The sequence below is a fragment of the Paraburkholderia sp. Cy-641 genome (assembly GCF_011752945.1).
In the GTDB taxonomy this organism is placed as follows: domain Bacteria; phylum Pseudomonadota; class Gammaproteobacteria; order Burkholderiales; family Burkholderiaceae; genus Paraburkholderia.
The window spans coordinates 156429-172616 of the sequence record NZ_VWWM01000005.1 but is presented as its reverse complement, the minus strand read 5'-3'; the positions used below and the strand labels follow the sequence as shown (position 1 = coordinate 172616).

13 protein-coding genes and 1 pseudogene are annotated in these 16188 nt (G+C 61.3%); 5 read left to right on the top strand and 9 right to left on the bottom strand.

Annotated elements, in window-relative coordinates:
- Positions 1-233: 233 nt before the first annotated feature.
- Together F3J20_RS04605 and F3J20_RS31995 are read right to left on the bottom strand one after the other, a co-directional pair.
- Positions 234-1043 carry a crotonase/enoyl-CoA hydratase family protein gene (locus F3J20_RS04605; protein WP_167036178.1) on the bottom strand — a complete coding sequence of 270 codons (810 nt, stop codon included), beginning with the start codon at positions 1041-1043 and terminating at the stop codon, positions 234-236.
- A gap of 58 nt (positions 1044-1101) precedes the next feature.
- Positions 1102-1323 carry a hypothetical protein gene (locus tag F3J20_RS31995; RefSeq protein ID WP_240158658.1) on the bottom strand — a complete coding sequence of 74 codons (222 nt, stop codon included), beginning with the start codon at positions 1321-1323 and terminating at the stop codon, positions 1102-1104.
- On the opposite strand from F3J20_RS31995, the gene F3J20_RS04600 reads away from it, so the two are divergent.
- Positions 1226-1756, top strand: a complete 531-nt coding sequence (locus F3J20_RS04600; protein WP_240158637.1) for a hypothetical protein — start codon at positions 1226-1228, stop codon at positions 1754-1756. The genes F3J20_RS31995 and F3J20_RS04600 overlap by 98 nt on opposite strands.
- Positions 1757-1836: 80 nt before the next feature.
- Here the strand turns inward: F3J20_RS04600 and F3J20_RS04595 are convergent, their stop codons facing one another.
- On the bottom strand, positions 1837-2835 hold the full coding sequence (locus tag F3J20_RS04595; RefSeq protein ID WP_167036184.1) for a 2-hydroxyacid dehydrogenase: 999 nt from the start codon (positions 2833-2835) through the stop codon (positions 1837-1839).
- A gap of 286 nt (positions 2836-3121) precedes the next feature.
- Between F3J20_RS04595 and F3J20_RS04590 the strand changes: the two are divergent.
- Both F3J20_RS04590 and F3J20_RS04585 read left to right on the top strand, forming a co-directional pair.
- A pseudogene (locus F3J20_RS04590) lies at positions 3122-3274 on the top strand (aspartate 4-decarboxylase); the annotation flags it as partial.
- 170 nt (positions 3275-3444) lie between these two features.
- Positions 3445-4668 carry an alanine--glyoxylate aminotransferase family protein gene (locus tag F3J20_RS04585; RefSeq protein ID WP_167036187.1) on the top strand — a complete coding sequence of 408 codons (1224 nt, stop codon included), beginning with the start codon at positions 3445-3447 and terminating at the stop codon, positions 4666-4668.
- Positions 4669-4791: 123 nt separating this feature from the next.
- Here F3J20_RS04585 and F3J20_RS04580 read toward each other — a convergent pair whose 3' ends face one another.
- From F3J20_RS04580 to F3J20_RS04560, 5 genes are all read right to left on the bottom strand, one after another.
- Positions 4792-6009 (bottom strand): glycosyltransferase family 4 protein, encoded by a 1218-nt coding sequence (locus F3J20_RS04580; protein ID WP_167036190.1) that lies wholly within the window; start codon positions 6007-6009, stop codon positions 4792-4794.
- 51 nt (positions 6010-6060) lie between these two features.
- Positions 6061-7329 carry a hypothetical protein gene (locus F3J20_RS04575; protein ID WP_167036193.1) on the bottom strand — a complete coding sequence of 423 codons (1269 nt, stop codon included), beginning with the start codon at positions 7327-7329 and terminating at the stop codon, positions 6061-6063.
- Positions 7326-8240, bottom strand: coding sequence for a glycosyltransferase family A protein (locus F3J20_RS04570; protein WP_240162700.1), 915 nt, complete (start codon positions 8238-8240; stop codon positions 7326-7328). The genes F3J20_RS04575 and F3J20_RS04570 overlap by 4 nt, the downstream gene beginning before the upstream one ends.
- 78 nt (positions 8241-8318) lie before the next feature.
- Positions 8319-9452: a GNAT family N-acetyltransferase gene (locus tag F3J20_RS04565; RefSeq protein ID WP_167036199.1), complete on the bottom strand. Its 1134-nt coding sequence runs from the start codon at positions 9450-9452 to the stop codon at positions 8319-8321.
- Positions 9453-9566: 114 nt separating this feature from the next.
- A complete protein-coding gene (locus F3J20_RS04560; RefSeq protein ID WP_167036202.1) occupies positions 9567-11750 on the bottom strand; it encodes a polysaccharide biosynthesis tyrosine autokinase in 2184 nt (727 codons plus the stop codon).
- Between the two features lie 809 nt (positions 11751-12559).
- Here F3J20_RS04560 and F3J20_RS04555 point away from each other — a divergent pair.
- A complete protein-coding gene (locus F3J20_RS04555; RefSeq protein ID WP_240158604.1) occupies positions 12560-13843 on the top strand; it encodes a DUF1972 domain-containing protein in 1284 nt (427 codons plus the stop codon).
- A 13-nt stretch (positions 13844-13856) separates the two neighbouring features.
- On the opposite strand, the gene F3J20_RS04550 is transcribed toward F3J20_RS04555, so the two are convergent.
- Entirely contained in the window at positions 13857-14942 is a 1086-nt protein-coding gene (locus F3J20_RS04550; RefSeq protein WP_167282185.1) for a GNAT family N-acetyltransferase, read from the bottom strand.
- 466 nt (positions 14943-15408) lie between these two features.
- On the opposite strand from F3J20_RS04550, the gene F3J20_RS04545 reads away from it, so the two are divergent.
- Complete coding sequence (locus F3J20_RS04545) at positions 15409-16179, top strand: hypothetical protein (protein ID WP_167036209.1); 771 nt, start codon at positions 15409-15411, stop codon at positions 16177-16179.
- Positions 16180-16188 lie beyond the last annotated feature (9 nt).

Below are 16188 nucleotides of genomic sequence, written 5' to 3'. Positions count from 1 at the left end.
GGCGGGCGTTGTCGGGGCGAGAACGCCGGCGCCGGGTCGGGTAAAACAGTAGGGGATTCTACCTAAGTCAAAACAGGCGTGCTCGCAGCTGGGACGGCTGTTGTTTTTTGCGGAATGTGCCGTAAAACAGGCTGTGGTTGCCAGGTTGCCAGGTTGCCAGGTTGCGAGGTTGCGGTTGTCCGGTTGTTGCCGTGCAGCGGCGAGTTCGCCTCATATCGCCTTACTCTATCGCTTCATTGACCGAACGTTTCCCCATGACGCCCCGCCCCCGAGACAAAGCGCGCCGCGCCCGCGACGCCTTCGGCGAACACCGCCTGATATCCGCCCGCGCCTTCGCGCCGCAGCGCCTCGGCGAGATCGTCGAGCGCACTGTTTTCCAATGCCGAGCGGCGGTCGGCCAGCAGGGCGGCCTGCGGCAACGCGGCAAGCTCGGCGGCCAGTTGCTCGGCCGCCGCGCGGGCCGTGCCGTGCGGCACCACGCGGTTGGCAAGACCGATCGCGAGCGCTTCGCGGGCATCGACCGCGCGGCCGGTCAGGATCAGATCGAGCGCGCGCGACAAGCCGATCAGCCGCGGCAGGCGGATCGTGCCGCCGTCGATCAGCGGAATCCCGATGCGCCGGCAGAACACGCCCAGCACCGCATCGTCCTCGACCACCCGCAGATCGCACATGGCCGCAAGCTCCAACCCGCCCGCCACCGCATGGCCCGCTATCGCCGCGATCACCGGCTTGCTGAAGTGCATGCGCGTCGGTCCCATCGGACCGGGGCCGCTGCCGTCGGCGCGCAGTTCGTTGCGGCGCGCGTCGTCGCCAAGCGCGCTCAGGTCCGCGCCCGCGCAAAACGTGCCGCCCGCGCCGAACAGCACCGCCGCGCGCCATGCGGGCTCGGCCTCGAAGCACGCGAACGCGGCGCCGAGCGCCTGTGCGATCGGGCGGTCGACCGCGTTGCGCCGCGCGGGCCGGTCGAGCACGATCGTAGCGAGGTCTTTGTCCTCATTTGTCTCGATTCTCACGTGTTCATTGAAATGCCGAGTGGCTATCATCGTTATGTACCTTGTAGGTCGGGGCTTGCCCGTTGGTATGGGCGGCGTGGCGGCATGCTCATGCAGCGCGATTAATCCGGTAGGCTGTCATGTTTCTTTCACATCCGGCTCGTAGCGTGAGCGCTCTATTTATGCGCTGGCGGCCTTCCGCCAGCTTGCCGAGCCCGCCTTTGTCCTTGCCTTTGCCCACTTCATCATCAACTGATGCGCCGATCTCCGCCGAAACGGTCTGGATCGTGCCGCTAAGCGCGCATTCATGGTACGACCATGTGCGACTCAAACGCGTGTTCGTCACCGACGGCACCCGCCACCAGGTGGTGCTCGTCGATCTTCGCAAGCTGCTCGTCTGCGCCGATCGCGACAACACCGACTATGTGCTCAAGCCGGTCGCCGAATGGCATACGGGCAAGGTGCGCGGGATTCGCGAGTTTCTCGATCCCGAGAGCCCGCGTATTCCGCAGATGCCCTACGTGACGATCACCACGCGCCGCGCGCCGGGGCTGCTCGGCTGGTTCGGTCTCGAACGCGAGGGCGTGGTGGCGTTCCGCAACGGCCAGCACCGCGCGCGCTATCTGGCCGAGGCCGGGGCGCGCTGGTGTCCGGTGGAAGTGCACGAGCGCGAGGCGGCGCTGCTGCGCGAGCTGTGCGGTGCGGCCGACGACGCCCGCACCGCGATTCGCGCGACCGGGCCGGACCGCGACCAAGGCGAGTAGCCCGGACGACCGGTTCGGGCGGGCCTGAAGTTCGCGTCTGAAGTTCCCACCTGACGTGCGCGCTTGCCTCTACTGCGCTGCTACCCCGCCGCATGCACGACGTTGCACGGCGTGCCGGCCTGCCATGCCGCGATATTCGCGAGCGTGGTCTGCGCGATCTCGTTCATCGCCTCGCGCGTGAAGAACGCCTGGTGCGCGGTGACGATCACGTTCGGGAACATCAGCAGACGCGCGAGCACGTCGTCCTGCAGCGGCAGATTCGAGTGGTCCTCGAAGAAGATGCCGCCTTCCTCTTCGTAGACATCGAGCCCGAGATGGCCGAGCTGGCCGTCCTTCAACGCGCCGACCAGCGCGTTCGCCTCGACGAGCCCGCCGCGCCCGGTGTTGATCAGCATCGCGCCGCGCTTCATCTTCGCCAGCGCGGCGCCGTCGATCAGATGGTAGGTGGCCGGCAGCAGCGGGCAATGCAGACTGACGACGTCGGATTCGGCCAGCAGCGTGTCGAGCGGCACGTAGCGCGCGCCGAGCGCGAGCAGGTCGGCAGCGGGCGTGCCCGGATCGTGCGCGAGCACCTGCATGCCGAAGCCCGCCATGATGCGCCCGAATACGCGGCCGATGATGCCCGTGCCGATCACGCCGACCGTTTTGCCGTGCAGATCGAAGCCGAGCAGCCCGTGCAGCGAGAAGTCGCCCTCGCGGGTGCGAGCGACCGCGCGCGGCAGGCGCCGGTTCAGCGCGAGGATCAGCCCGACCGCATGTTCGGCGACCGCATGCGGCGAGTAGGCCGGCACGCGCGCGACCAGCATGCCGAGCCGTTCGGCCGCCGCGAGGTCGACGTGATTGAAGCCCGCCGAGCGCAGCGCGATCATGCGCGTGCCGCCGGCATGAAGCCGTTCGAGCGTGGCGGCGTCGACCGTGTCGTTGACGAACGGGCAGACCACTTCGTAGCCCGCGGCGAGGACCGCGGTTTCGCGATCGAGATGGGATTCCTGGAAATGCAGCTGGTAGCCGTGCGCGGCATTGGCTTCGGTGAACGTGTCGCTATCGTATTGACGGCAGCTGAACAGGATCATGCGCATATCGGACTCCGAAGAAGACGTGTTCAGGCGTTTGTTTTCGCGAAATCGGCCCGCGTCGAAAACGAGATTGATAAGGTCGCGGAACTGCAATATTGCTTGAAAAGCATTCCGAACGAGGCCTGTTCAATCAGGCCGAAAGAACTCCGCCAATAGCGGATTATCTGTTTCACGATATTAGGCGACTTCGCGAGGAAAGAGCGACTGTCCGGCGTACGGGAGATCGTTTCGGCTTGCCACACCGCAACGACGCTGCGCGATCTGGCAATTTTGCCGAGTCGTCGGCTATTCGCATCGCGACAACGTGCACGACCGGCTGCCCGGCGAATTGCCGCACGACGTGAAGAAGGAACTGCACCCGCGCGACGAGTCGGTCACGACTGGGCCCGGCGGGCTCGAGTTCATCGACCGATTCTTCGCCGACAGCCGCATGGTCGCGCTCAAGATGAAGTAACTGTACCGGCGCGCGGGCCGATACAGCACTGCCCAGGCATGCGTGCCGAAAAACTTGCGCAATCGCGCGGTTCGGTGAATGATCGGACGAACGGCCTCGCTGGCTTAACCGCCACGAGGCCGTTCGTTCCCTTGCGCCTGAATATTCACGTACCGATCATGCCGATTTCCTCATCCTCTACCGTTGCTTCGTCCGTCCCCTGTCCGGTTGTCGAATCGCTCGACGCCATCCTGCCCGAAGAACCGCTGCTGATGATGGGTGCCGGCCCCGTGCCGATTCCCGCCGCCGTCGCCAAGGCCAATGCGATCGTCATCAATCACCTCGGTGGCACGATGGCGAAGGTCGTGAACCAGGTGAAGACGATGGCGCGCTATGTGTTCCAGACGCAGTCGAAGTGGGTGCTCGGCGTCGCGGGACCGGGATCGGGCGCGATGGAGATGGCGATCTCCAATCTCGCGTGGGAAGGCACGCGCATGCTGTGCATCAAGAACGGCTTCTTCAGCGATCGCATGGCCGACATGGGCCGGCGCGTCGGCGCGCGCGTGAGCGTGCTCGAGGTCGCGGACCGTACGGTCGCGAGTCTCGAACAGGTGGCCGAGGCGATCCGCCGCGAGCGTCCCGAGGTCGTGACGGTCGTGCAGGGGGAAACCTCGAACACGGTGTGGAACCATCATCTGAAGGACATCGCCGCCATTGCGAAGGAAGCGGGCGCGCTCGTGATCGTCGACGCGGTTTGCACCTTGAGCACGATGCCGCTCGAAATGGACGCGTGGGGTATCGACGCGGTGATTACGGGCGGGCAGAAGGGGCTGTCGTCGATTCCGGGCGTCTCGCTGATCGCGTTTTCCGATGCGGCCTGGGCGCGCGTGAAAGGCCGCACGGTGCCGAATACGCACTGGTGCCTCGACGCGTCGCTCGCGGAAAACTTCTGGCACAACGCCGGTTATCACTACACGGCGCCGGTGTCGGGCGTGCTCGCCTTGCACGAGGCGTTGCGGCTCGTGTGCGCCGAGACGCTCGAAAAGCGCTTCGCGCGCCATCTGAAATGCTCGCTCGCGTTGCAGCAGGGCGTGACGGCAATGGGCCTGCAACTGTATGCGCCGGAAAATTGCCGGCTCAATTCGGTGGTCGGCATCGAGGTGCCGGACGGCCTGAGTCCCGCCGACGTGTGCGCGCATATCTCGCGGCAGCATCAGGTGGAAATCTCCGGCTCGTTCGGTTTGCCGATCGTGCGCATCGGGCAGATGGGCGAGCAGTGCCGCGAACACAATCTGTTCCGCACGGTGCATGCGCTCGGCCGCACGATGGTCGATCTCGGCGTCAAGGTCGATTTGCCGGCGGGCGTGGCGGCGTTGGAGCGGGGGGTGTCGGGGGGACGCTAGGGGGCGCTAAAGGAGCGTCACGGTCGGCCGGGTTTCTCCCGGCTGTATCGCGGGCGCTTGCCGATGCGGCGTGCGCGGCGATGGCGGCCTTCGTGTTCCGCAGGTCCTTCGCATTCGAGAGGCTTATGCGCGCCCCCTCGAAGGCAGCGACTCGTACACGTCGCGAATGCGCCGATAGTGAACGTCGGCGGAGAATTGCTGCTCGGCTTTACGGCGCGCGGCGCGGCCCATATCGTTGCGGCCGCGCTGCGCCCAGATTTTTTCCACGTAGTGCTTGAGCGACGGCACGTCGCGCGGCTCGAATACGTAGCCGTCTTCACCGTGTTCGATCAGTTCCGGTATGCCGCCGATGTTCGACCCGATGACCGGCCGGCCGCATGAAAAACTTTCGAGGATCGAGATCGGGCAATTCTCGTAGGCTTCGGCCGGCAGAATGGCCGCGGCGCTTCCGCCGACGAGCGAGTACAGTTCGCTCCCGCTTTTGAATCCGGTGAAACGGATGTTGGGGCTGGCCGCCGCGAGTGCTCGCGCGTCGGCAAGAAAACTGCCTTCCCCGACGATGACGAGAGGCACGTCCGGCAATTGCCGGAATGCTTCGATCAGCGTGCCGATGCCTTTCGAGCGCTCGATTCTGCCGAAATAAACCATATAGCGTCCGGCTTCGGACTGCGGTACGAATTGTTCGAGATGAACGAAATTCGGCACGACCGTGATCCTGTTCGCATCGATTCCGTTGGCCTGCATTTTCGCGGCGAAGAATCGGCTCACCGCGACGAAGCGATCGATCGCATCCACGCTGCCGAGCCAGCGCGAAACGTAGGCTTCGGACGTCGAGATCGCGCTGCGCAGATAGGAGCCGCGATTGCACCGATGTACCAGCGCGTGCCAGTAGTCGCGCCCGTGGCAAAGCTCGCATGGCTTGCCGTCGCGGCTGCACGTATAGACCGGGCAGATCAGCTTGTAGTCATGGACCGTCTGCACAATGGGAATGCCGGCGTCCTTCAACACGGGAAGAATCGATCCCGTGAGCTTTCCATAATAGATATGCAGATGGGCTACGTCGAATTGCCGCACCGAAAGAAGCGAGCGGAGATTGCGCTTCGCCGCCTGCGAATAATGGAAACGGGCGACATCCATCACCGACGGCGCTTCGAAATCCGCTGCTGCCGGAAAGAACTTCGACCACTCGGAAGGCAGGTCTTTCTCGCTACGCGCGCAGAAAGGCACAACCCCATGGCCGCGCTGCGCGAGCAGTTCGCCGAGGGACAGAAAGTAGCTGTCCGAGCCGCCTTTGATAAAGAAATTCTGCGAGACGTTCAGGATGGTCGAGGGTATCGTCATGGTCGAAGCGTTTTCTGGTGCGGGCGAGGTATTGCGGTAGCGCGCCGGTCCTCAGTCGGATAGATAGCGCTCCGAACTCTCGATATGCCGCGAAAACATGCCGGCCAGAAAGTAGAAAAGCGACATCACGAGGAAGTTGTTCACGATGTTGTCGGAAAAGAAATAGATGAACAGGAAGATCGCGGGTATGGACAGGAAGCGGATTCCCATCCGCCTGACGATCAGAACGTTCATCGCGATGAAGCAGGCCAGCATGCCCGGTCCGAGTTCGAAGAAGAACCGGATGTAGTCGTTGTGCGGAAGCAGCTTGAGATCGGTCAAACGCAAACTGCTCGTGACGCCAAAGCCGAACAGTTGCTGCGTGAGCGAGCCGTCGGCGTAGAGCGTGAACAGATTGATCCAGTGCTTGAGCCGGAAGATCAGCGAAATGTCGCTGGTGCCGACCGCTTCGTAGATCTCCTCGTAGCTCATCGCGCCGAGTCCCCAGAGTCCTCCTGCCTGATCCATCACACGGGACAGCGACGTGAAAGCGACGGTGGCGCGCGTCACGACCTCCAGCTCGCTGCCGAACAGCATCACGAACGCAGCGGCAAGCGAGCCCAGCAAGACAATCCGCAGCACGTTGAAGCCGAGATAGACCAGGTAGAGCGCGAGCAGAATCGCCAGCATCGCGCCCAGCGTCTTGAAGGCGATCGCGCAGGCGAGCAGATAGAGCGTGACGATCCAGTGGCGGGCGCCGCCTAGCATCAGCGTCCACGAACTGACGACGGCAAACAGAATGGCGTTGTTGCGATTGGCGAAGAACGAGAGCGAGATTTCGTCGAGCGGATCGAAGCTCGAACCGCCGTACAGATCCCGCAACGAGAACGCGACGGGCAGTGCGACGAACAGCACGACCATCAGCCTGCCGGGTGCGCGTTCGAGAAAGTCCGCTTCGGTCGTGGTGCCGGCGAGGAAGAACAGGAAAATCGCCAATATTTTCAGGCTTTCGCCGATGTTTTCCTGCCCCGCGTTCAACGTCAGGTTTCCTAGTGAAAAGAACGCGGTGAATCCCAGCAGAATCGTGCAGGTGCGATCGAGCTGATGGATTCTTGTCGCCAGCAGTATGCCGATGTACAGCACGAAGGCGATCGCATAAGCGTCGGAGGCGAGCTTGAGCGCGTCGCTGCCGCCCGAGAGCGACCATATCAGCAGGATGAGGACGTAGCCGAACTCCCAGCGCAGCAGCGACAGATATGAAAAACGCTGGCTCGAATGAGTCAGCCCGGCGGCCGCGTGCAGATCCATCCGGTTTTCGCTGGAATCGTAGGGCGTCGTCATGCCGGCCGGCCTGTCAGGATGTGCCGGCCGGCATTGCGCGAAAAGGCGCGCAAGGCGAACCAGAGATGATCGAGCCGGCTACGATGGCGCACATTGAGTACACAGGCGGCGACCTGGAAGAACAGCAACGTGTAGCGGCAGAGGTCGGCGCGCCGTTCGAGACGTGGCCACAGGAAGTTCCTCAGCCGCTCGGGATCGATCGCCGCCCCCGCCTCCGACCAGTTGAGAAGGGCGACGGCCAGATGGGCGCGCCGTTGCGGCTCGCGCGACGCACGACCGATCTGCGCATCGTGAATCCGGTAGCGAACGAGCGGCTGGGCGATATTGCAGAGCTTGCCGTGCTGCGCGAGCACCGACCACAGGCGGTAGTCCTCGGCGAATTGATACCGTGCGTCATAGCGCAGATCGTGATCGCGAAGCGTGCTGGCGCGCAGCATGACGCTAGGGTGTCCGAAGCAGGTGCCGAACAGCAGGGACGCTTTGCACATGGCGTCGTGGCGAGGAAATTGCAGCGATCCGGTGACGGCGCCGAACTTGAGCAGGTCGCTGCCGCAGGCGACCACCGCGGGGTCGCGCTTCAGCACGGCCAACTGGATTTCGAAGCGCCGCGGCAAGGCAATGTCGTCCGCGTCCATGCGGGCGATGAATTCCGCGCTGGCGAGTTCGAGCCCGAAGTTCAAGGCGGCAACGATGCCGCGGTTCGGCGTATTGAAGAGCGCAATGCGCGCGTCGCGTGCAGCGTAGGACTCGACGATCGCGCGGGTGCCGTCACTCGATCCGTCGTTGATGACGAGGAGTTCGAAGTCGGGCATCGATTGAGCGAGAATCGAGTCGATGGCTTCCGCAATGTGCGTTTCGCCGTTGAACACCGGCAGAACGACGGATACGGCCGGCCGCTGCGCTCTCGCCATGTTCCGGTTGCACGCCACGTCGACCATCGCGTGATTCATCTGTTTCCTCCTGGGCTCGCGCGAAACCGGAGCCGTGATTCACGTGTTCGGTGATGGCTGGGACGGCTTGCGGGATGTCTGGCCGCGAACCCATGTCCGGGTCGTGCCGAGCAGATGTTTGATACGAAACGCGAGTAATCCGAGCGGGCTCGTCGCGATTTCGAAGCTCTCGTTCGGCGAGACGTTATTGCTGCTCCAATAGACCTTGAACCGCTCGGTGCCGACGCCGAGATCGACGTCGAATCCCCGTTCGAATGCACGCTCCATTTCTATTTCCCTCACGAGCAGGCCGGGCTCGAATTTGGCGTACCGTTTGTCGAAGGCGCCGATCAGGTTGGTCTGGCTCGTTTTGCCCATGCCGATGAGGTTGGCGGCAATCGGCTCTCCGTCGAGCGTGACGATGAACAGGTGAGCTTTCGAGAGCTCGTCGGCTGAATTCAGCAACGCGATGAGATAGCGCTGATACGTGGGCGATGCGAGCCATGTCGAGGCTTTTCCCCGGCTCGATGCCCAGTCGCGCTTGGTCGTGAGGATCCACTCGATCCACTTTTCGAAAGAGTCCGAGTCTTCCATGCCGAGTTGCCGGATGACCAGATTGCCTTCTTTGGCGAGCCGGCGATAGCGTGCGCCGGGCAGTTTTTTCTCCAGTCTGCCAAGGCCGGTGCAAAAGGTATTCCAGTCCATGGAACGCGGGAAGACCACTTTCATCGAAATGTCGTTCGACATCGCCATGATCCGCGCATGCCGCGATGCATGTTCATGCAAGGGCGTGCCGGTGTCGACATAGGGCACGATGAAGAGGTCGGCGCTGCAACGCTTGCACGCTGCTTCCCAGGCGCTTGCAATCGCGCGCGATTTATGCGGGCCTTCCGTGACCAGCATGCTGGTGTGCTCGATCGTTCCAGGGGTGAGCGGATCGAGTACGTTCCAGAACAGACGCCGATGGCTGACCAGCGGCCAGACAAGCAGGAGTTTTCCGTTCTCGCGGTAGACGACGCAGTGTAACCGTCTGCCGAGCGGCTGCGCGACCTGGGTCCAGCACAGGAGGCAAACGGTGAAGGCCTGAAAGTGAAGCCCATTGGCCTCGCTCCACAATGCGTCCCATTCGGCTTGCAGCGACTGGAAGACCGCAGGATCGGTCACGACGACGATTTCAGAAGTACTTGCGCCCATGCGCTCTCCTCGCGACGACGCCAGCCTGTCGAGGCTGGCTTCATGTGTTCGTGAACCGGTTTGAGTTGCGCGTCGATCCGGGATCGAATGCCGCGCGGGAATGTCAGCGAGCGCTTATTGATGGTCCTGGCCGTAGTCCTGTACGTATGCGTGAGTGCCGTAACGGCGCGCCAGTTCATAGTTGGCCGCGTGGACCTTGACCGCATTGAGCAGAATGCCGCTGACTTTCGCACCCGATTGCGCGAGGCGCTTGACCGCCGCGTCGATCTCTCCCTTCAGCGTTTCGCCGAAACGCGCGACCAGAAAGATCGTTCCCGCGACGGGCACCATCATGCCGATGTCCGACACGGCGAGAATCGCGGGCGCGTCGATCAGCACCATGTCGTAGTGCCGCGATGCGTACTCGACCGTTTCCGCGAAGCGTCCGCTCGTCAGCAGATCCGCGGCGTTCGGCGGGTAGATGCCGGTCTGCAGCAGATCGAGATTGCGCTGGACGTTTTTGACGACGACGTCCTGCAGCGAGCAGCGGTTCGACAGCACGTCCGCGAGGCCGTCCCCGCGGGCGACGCCCAGATGCTGTTCGAGGCGGCCCTTGCGCAGGTCGCCGTCGATCAGCAGCACGCGCTTGCCGCCTGCGCCAAGCACCGTCGCCAGGTTGACGGACAGGAAGGACTTGCCGATGCCGGGCAGCGGGCCGGCCAGCATGACGACGTTGTTGCGCGCGCCGACGGCGGCGAACTGCAACGCGGAGCGCAACATGCGCAGACTTTCGATCGCGGGATCGTGCGGGTGGCAAGTCGCGAGGGGCAACTGCTGCGGCAAGCCGGCTGCGGCGCGCCGCATGATCGCCGCCTGTTTTTCGCTGAACGGAATTGTCGCGTAGACGCTCAAGCCGGTGGACGATTCGATGTCCTCCGTATCGGTCACACCGCGAAACAGCCGGTCGCGAGCCAAGGCCACACCGGCGCCGAGCAGCAGCCCGCCCATCAGTCCGGCCGCGAGAACGAGCAGTTTCACGGGCTTGACCGGGCGCAGCGGCACCTCGGCTGAATCGACGAGTTGCACGGAGCCCGCGGTGCCCGCGCTGAGCACCTGCATCTCCTGAATCTTGCTGCGCATCGCGGAGTAGAGTTCCTCGCTGATGCGCAGGTCCCGCAGCCGCCGGAGCGCATCCTGCTCGGTGAGCGGCATCTGTCTGATCTTGCCGTTCAGCCGGTTGATGGCCTGCTGCGTCGTAGTGATCTGCTGGTCGATTGCGGTGACGTCGGCGGACGAGGCCGAAAACGTCGCGAGTTTCTGTTCGCGCGTGCGCTGCAGTCCCACGAGTTGCGCCGTTTCGTCCGCGAGCTGTTTGGCGAGCAGATGGCTTTCCTCGCTGATGTCGATGATGCCGTGCTGATTGCGATAGGTGTTATAGGCCGTCTCGGCCTCGTTGACCTGTGCCTTCATCTGCGGCAGTTGTTCGTTCAGACGGGTGAGCGATGCCTTGGCGATATCCGACTTGAGCTTGATGTTCCATTGCAGGTATTGCTCGCCGATTTCGCCGATGGTCTGCGCGATCCTTTGCGGATCGTTGCCTCTGAGCGAGGCCATCAGAATGCCTGATTTATTGCCTTGCTCCGTGACCTTGACAGCTTTCTGCAATTCGTCGACCACCAGTTGCTCCGGCCGGCGCTGAATCATGAACTCTCCACCCGGCGCGCTATGGATTGCCTCGACGAGCAGGGTGATCGGTCCCGCATGCGAGACGAACTGCTCAGCTACGCCGATTTTGCCTGTTACCGCCGCGGGCAGGCCCGGGCCTGTCAGTTCGTACTGGTTGTTTGCGAGCGTCCGCAGACGGAACGTTTTTCCCCGGAATTGCTCGGGCACCTCGAAATTGCTTACCTCGATGGTTTCGTTGCCCCATACGAAACCGCCCAGACCCAATATTCCCGGCGTCGAAAGATCATTGGCCTGCCGTGCGATGGCCGCTCCGATAAGAGGGAAATAGTGGGGTGACGCCTCGATATAGAGCTTCGACTGCGTGACCGCCTTCCATAGAATATTTCGCGAATCGAGTAGTTGAGCTTCGCGTTCGGCGGAGGATTTTTCGTTGAAAGGTCGCGACACATAATTGAGCAGATCTTTTTGAGCGGCCGATGTGGTGTCGCCGGTTTCGTCGATCTTGACCAGAATGCGTGACTCGTACACCGGAGGACTCAGGAACGCGTAGCCGCAGGCGAGCAAAAACACGATGGCCGCGATGGCGCCAATCATGGTTTTGTGACGAAGCAGCGTTTCGAGCAGCGTCGTCATATTTATTTCATCCGGACGCGCGCGAGGTTTGCCGCGTGTCTGCTCTGCCTGCCTCATAGTCACCTCATGGAGAAATGCTGTGCCGCTTCCTGCGGGAAATACACGCGAGGCCCAGCGGATTGAACCGGCGATTGCGCCGGGACTGGCCTCGCAGCATGGATACGGCGTAGTGGGAAGAGCGGATTCCACCACGGCGCAACACTAGCATTGGTATCCGGCCCGCTGTGCGTGCCAAGCCACATTGAACCATCGTTTATGTCGAGCCTGAATCCTTTTAATCCGACAAATTATCTGGCTTTATACGCCATGGCGGAATTTAATATCCTGGATTATTCGTGTGAAAATATGAATGATTTTCCGGGTGGAATGATGATTTGTAATGAAAAATTGACACATTAATTTTGAGATATAAATTTCATATGAATCAAGGTTAACCCGCCGGGTTGAAATTTGCCGAGGGAAAAGTTCGCTAGCGCACATAGCCGGAAAATGCCGAGGTTCTATGATCGTTCCCGTTTGTTTTGAAGCGGGCCGGATAGTAAAAATTAAATCGGCGAGCGGATATCAACGAACGAGTGGCGTAATTCGCATAAGAGCATGAAAATCCCCGGTCTTCCGGTGTTGGGTCCGCCGTATATGGAGTAACGCCGTCTGAAATATCTCTTAAATCAGTCTTCATAATTCCGTGCGGCATATTTCGATTCGCACACGCCGTTCACGAATCGACGCAGGCGCAAATCAAAACTGAAAACGAGACGATCTATCGATCGGGTCGACGCACGTCTGTCGATCCGCTCGGGAAGAAGCAGATGCCGCTCTTCGCTGCTTCCGGCGAACTCGATTCGAGCCGCGCCGGTAGGCGCGCGAGTGGGATCGTCTGCGTGAAAAACAGACGTTGCGCCGCCGCGCGGTCATTTGCGCCCGGAGCTAAATGTATGACAGGCAACAAAACGATCGCCATTCTTGGTACGCGTGGAATACCGGCACGTCATGGAGGATTCGAAACGTTTGCGGAACGGCTTGCGTTTCATTTGCGCGATCATGGCTGGACCGTGACTGTGTATTGTCAGGGCACGAGAGGAATGCGGCAGCCTGTCGACGACACATGGCAGGGCATTCACCGCATCACGTTTCCGGTGAGCCGCGAGGGCGCGGCCGCGACGCTGGAGTTCGACTGGACCTGTGTTCGCGACGTGGTCAGGAGCCGGCCCGGTGTTGCATTGACGCTCGGCTATAACACCGCGCTCTTCTGCTTATGGATGCGGCTGCGCGGCGTAAAAAATATCATCAACATGGACGGCCTCGAATGGCGGCGCGACAAGTGGCGCAAACACGAGCGTGCGTGGCTATGGCTCAATGAGCGCATTGGTTGCTGGGTCGGGGATCATCTGGTCGCCGATCACCCGGTGATTGCAGATCATCTGTCGACGCGCGTGTCTCGCAGCAAGATCACGACCATTACTTATGGCGCGGATCGTATCGAGCATGCCAGTCCGGACCGGCTGAGGGAGTTATCCCTGACTGCGGACAGGTACGGCATTCTGATCGGCAGACCCGAGCCCGAGAACTCCATACTCGAAGTAGTCCGGGCGTTTTCGCACAAACGGCGCGGCGCCAAACTGGTGGTGCTCGGCAATTATGAGCCGGGCAAGCGGCCTTATCACCGTCGCGTGATGGAGGCGGCAAGCGACGAAGTGGTCTTTCCCGGCGCGGTTTATGAAACCGAGATGATACGGTCACTCAGGTATTACGCGAGGTTCTATCTTCACGGACACAAGGTGGGGGGAACCAACCCGTCGCTGGTCGAGGCGTTGGGTGCCGGAAGTGCCATCATCGCGCACGATAACCCGTTCAACAGATGGGTCGCGGGCTCGGAGAACCGCTACTTTTCATCGACGAGCCAGTGCGAACGTCATATCGAAGATCTGTTGCGGGACGATTCGGCGGTCGCGAAAATGCGCGCGGTCAGCCGGGAACGCTTCGCGAGCATGTTTCAATGGTCCGGCATTCTCGACGAGTACGAGACGTTACTGGAGCGCTATTGCGACAATGCCAGCGAGCCGCTGGCATTCAAGCCGCAGAAGCGGCTTTGATTGACGCCGGGTGTCAGTTCTCGGGCGCCGCGCCGGCGCCTTTTGCCCGTTGCAGCCGGTTTGCCGTCGTTTCGACCATTGACTGCGTGTTTCGATAAAGGCGGCGAAACGTCGCGTAGCCGGGTTGCAGCCGGCGTATCTCGAAGCGGCGCACCAGCTTTCCGCCAAATCCGGACAGGAAGGTGAGGATTCCCTGGCTTGAGACCCCATCGAAATCGAATACCAGCTGCCGTTCATGCGCCAGCCGGATGGCTGACCAGATGAGAAGGCTGACCGCACCGCCATGCGTATCCTGTCTGCGGGAGCACAGCAAATAATAGAGCGCGGTGTCGTCGAACACGACGGCAATCGCGGCCTGCAATACGCCGTCCTTGCTGTAGCAGCCCAGCATCTTGCCCGCGTCGCGCCCGACGGCCTGAGCAAGCAGCGCTCTCATGACCGCCGAGCCGTAAATATTGCGTTGTTGACGCGCCGCGAGATTGGCGTCGTAGAAGCGGACGAATTCATCGGCGTCGAGTATTTCCTTGACGCTCAACTGTTCCGAAGCGCGGCGAATCACATTACGCGTATTCGCGCGCATGCGAGCCCAAACCTCCGGCTCGGTTTGTTGCGGAAAAATTCTCAGCGTGAAGTTGACGAGTACCGTGAAGCGGTTAAAGGTAAAGGCAATCGCTTCCGCTTCCGAAACATCCGGGTCCAGCAACTGCTCGAACAGATCGCAGCCAGGTAGCTGCCGTATCAGCTTGTCGCAGACGTTGAAGCGGTGCCGCCATTCATCTTCGGCATGACCGGTTGACGATCTGATGACGGGGCCGAGGCAGCGAGTGAGCGGTGGCATTTCGGAGACTTTCCAGAACCCCTTTTTAACGAGCGTATAGGGCATTTCGCCGATGACCTCGTTATTCTCCACGACTTTGACGAGATGCCAATTGCCGCCTGTGGCGATGTCGAGCCACCACGGTTCGTGAAAGATCGAGTGTCCAATGAAGCTGGGCCGGGATTTCTGAGCGGGCCGGACGATATCGGCTCCGCTTTGCGCGATCCCGGGGTTCATGAAATGCTCAGTTGAGTTGATTAGCGGAAAGCGATCGATAGCCATTGGGTGCTGTGCTCACTTGTGCGGTTTACGAACAGCGAATCCAATACATGTCTGGAAGTTCACACGCGCCACGCCAGGCTTCGGACATGGATTCTATTTGTCGTGCTCCTCATTTCTTCTTGTCGGAGACGTAGCGGAATGACTGCGTGAATTCTATTACGTTTGCCTGTCATAAAGAGTGCGGAATCGCACGATGGAATGGAGGAATAGCGCACTGGGAAGCGACACCTTATTTAAGCATTCCAGATGGAAATGCGGCGCGTGGATTCATTTCACGCGTACACCTCAGCTAGTTCGCCTGCGAGCGGGCAGGCGCCGTGCAACAACCCAATAAAAGGTGGCGGTCCGGTAGTTATTGATCTAACGTCTGATCGAGGCAGGTTGGCCGTACGCTCATGCGGCGGTGGAGGGCGTCCTTGTGAGTTCGCGTTGGAAGATGTCTGCTGTTCGATTCGGGTAAATCGACATGAAAAAGAGTCTGAAGTTTGCCGCCTGTGTGCTTCTGCTCGTCGTGGTGAGAGCATCGGGGCAGTCGGCAGTTGCGTTGCAGTCGAGCATTGTCGACGCGGTCCAGCAGATGCACATGCCGAACGAGGGTAGGCCAAGCGGTGTGCCGCCGTCATACAGCTGGCAGACTCAACCGGTCGTCCAGGCCGGTAACAGCCCTCCGGCCGGATTCCATGCGATCACAGGATGGGGGCAGATATTTCTCGTTGCCGGAGCCGCGCCGGTGTCGCTAAACGTGTCGCTGAGAAATTTTCGCACCTATCTGCTCAGCACATCCGGCAAGCTGCAGTTGATTCAGTCCACCAATACGCTGGATGGCGCGCAATTCAATCCGGACTACCAGGGCAACATCAATATCCCGGCGGATATCCGTCTGGATTCGGGCGGTTACACGTCGGTCATGACGAATCCCAAGGCGGCATTCCATTTCTGGCCAACGGCCGGCAAGGTGAATTTCGATTCGAGCAATCTCGCGGGCATCCTGGTGGCGGTCGAGGCTCGAATCAATCCGGCGACAGGACAAACCGCCGCGGAGGTCGACAATCGATACGTGCTGTCGGTCGGCGCGGATTACTGGGCGGGCGTCAATTCCGTGTGGGACAACTATCGCAGCAGTGCCGGCGTTGCCGTGGGACGGTTCCAGTTTCTGACCACCGAATGGCAATGCTTCACGATGACGACGATTTTCGCGCGCAATCGGACGGCACAGACAACGCTTTTCTCGTGTTAGCAGGCCTCG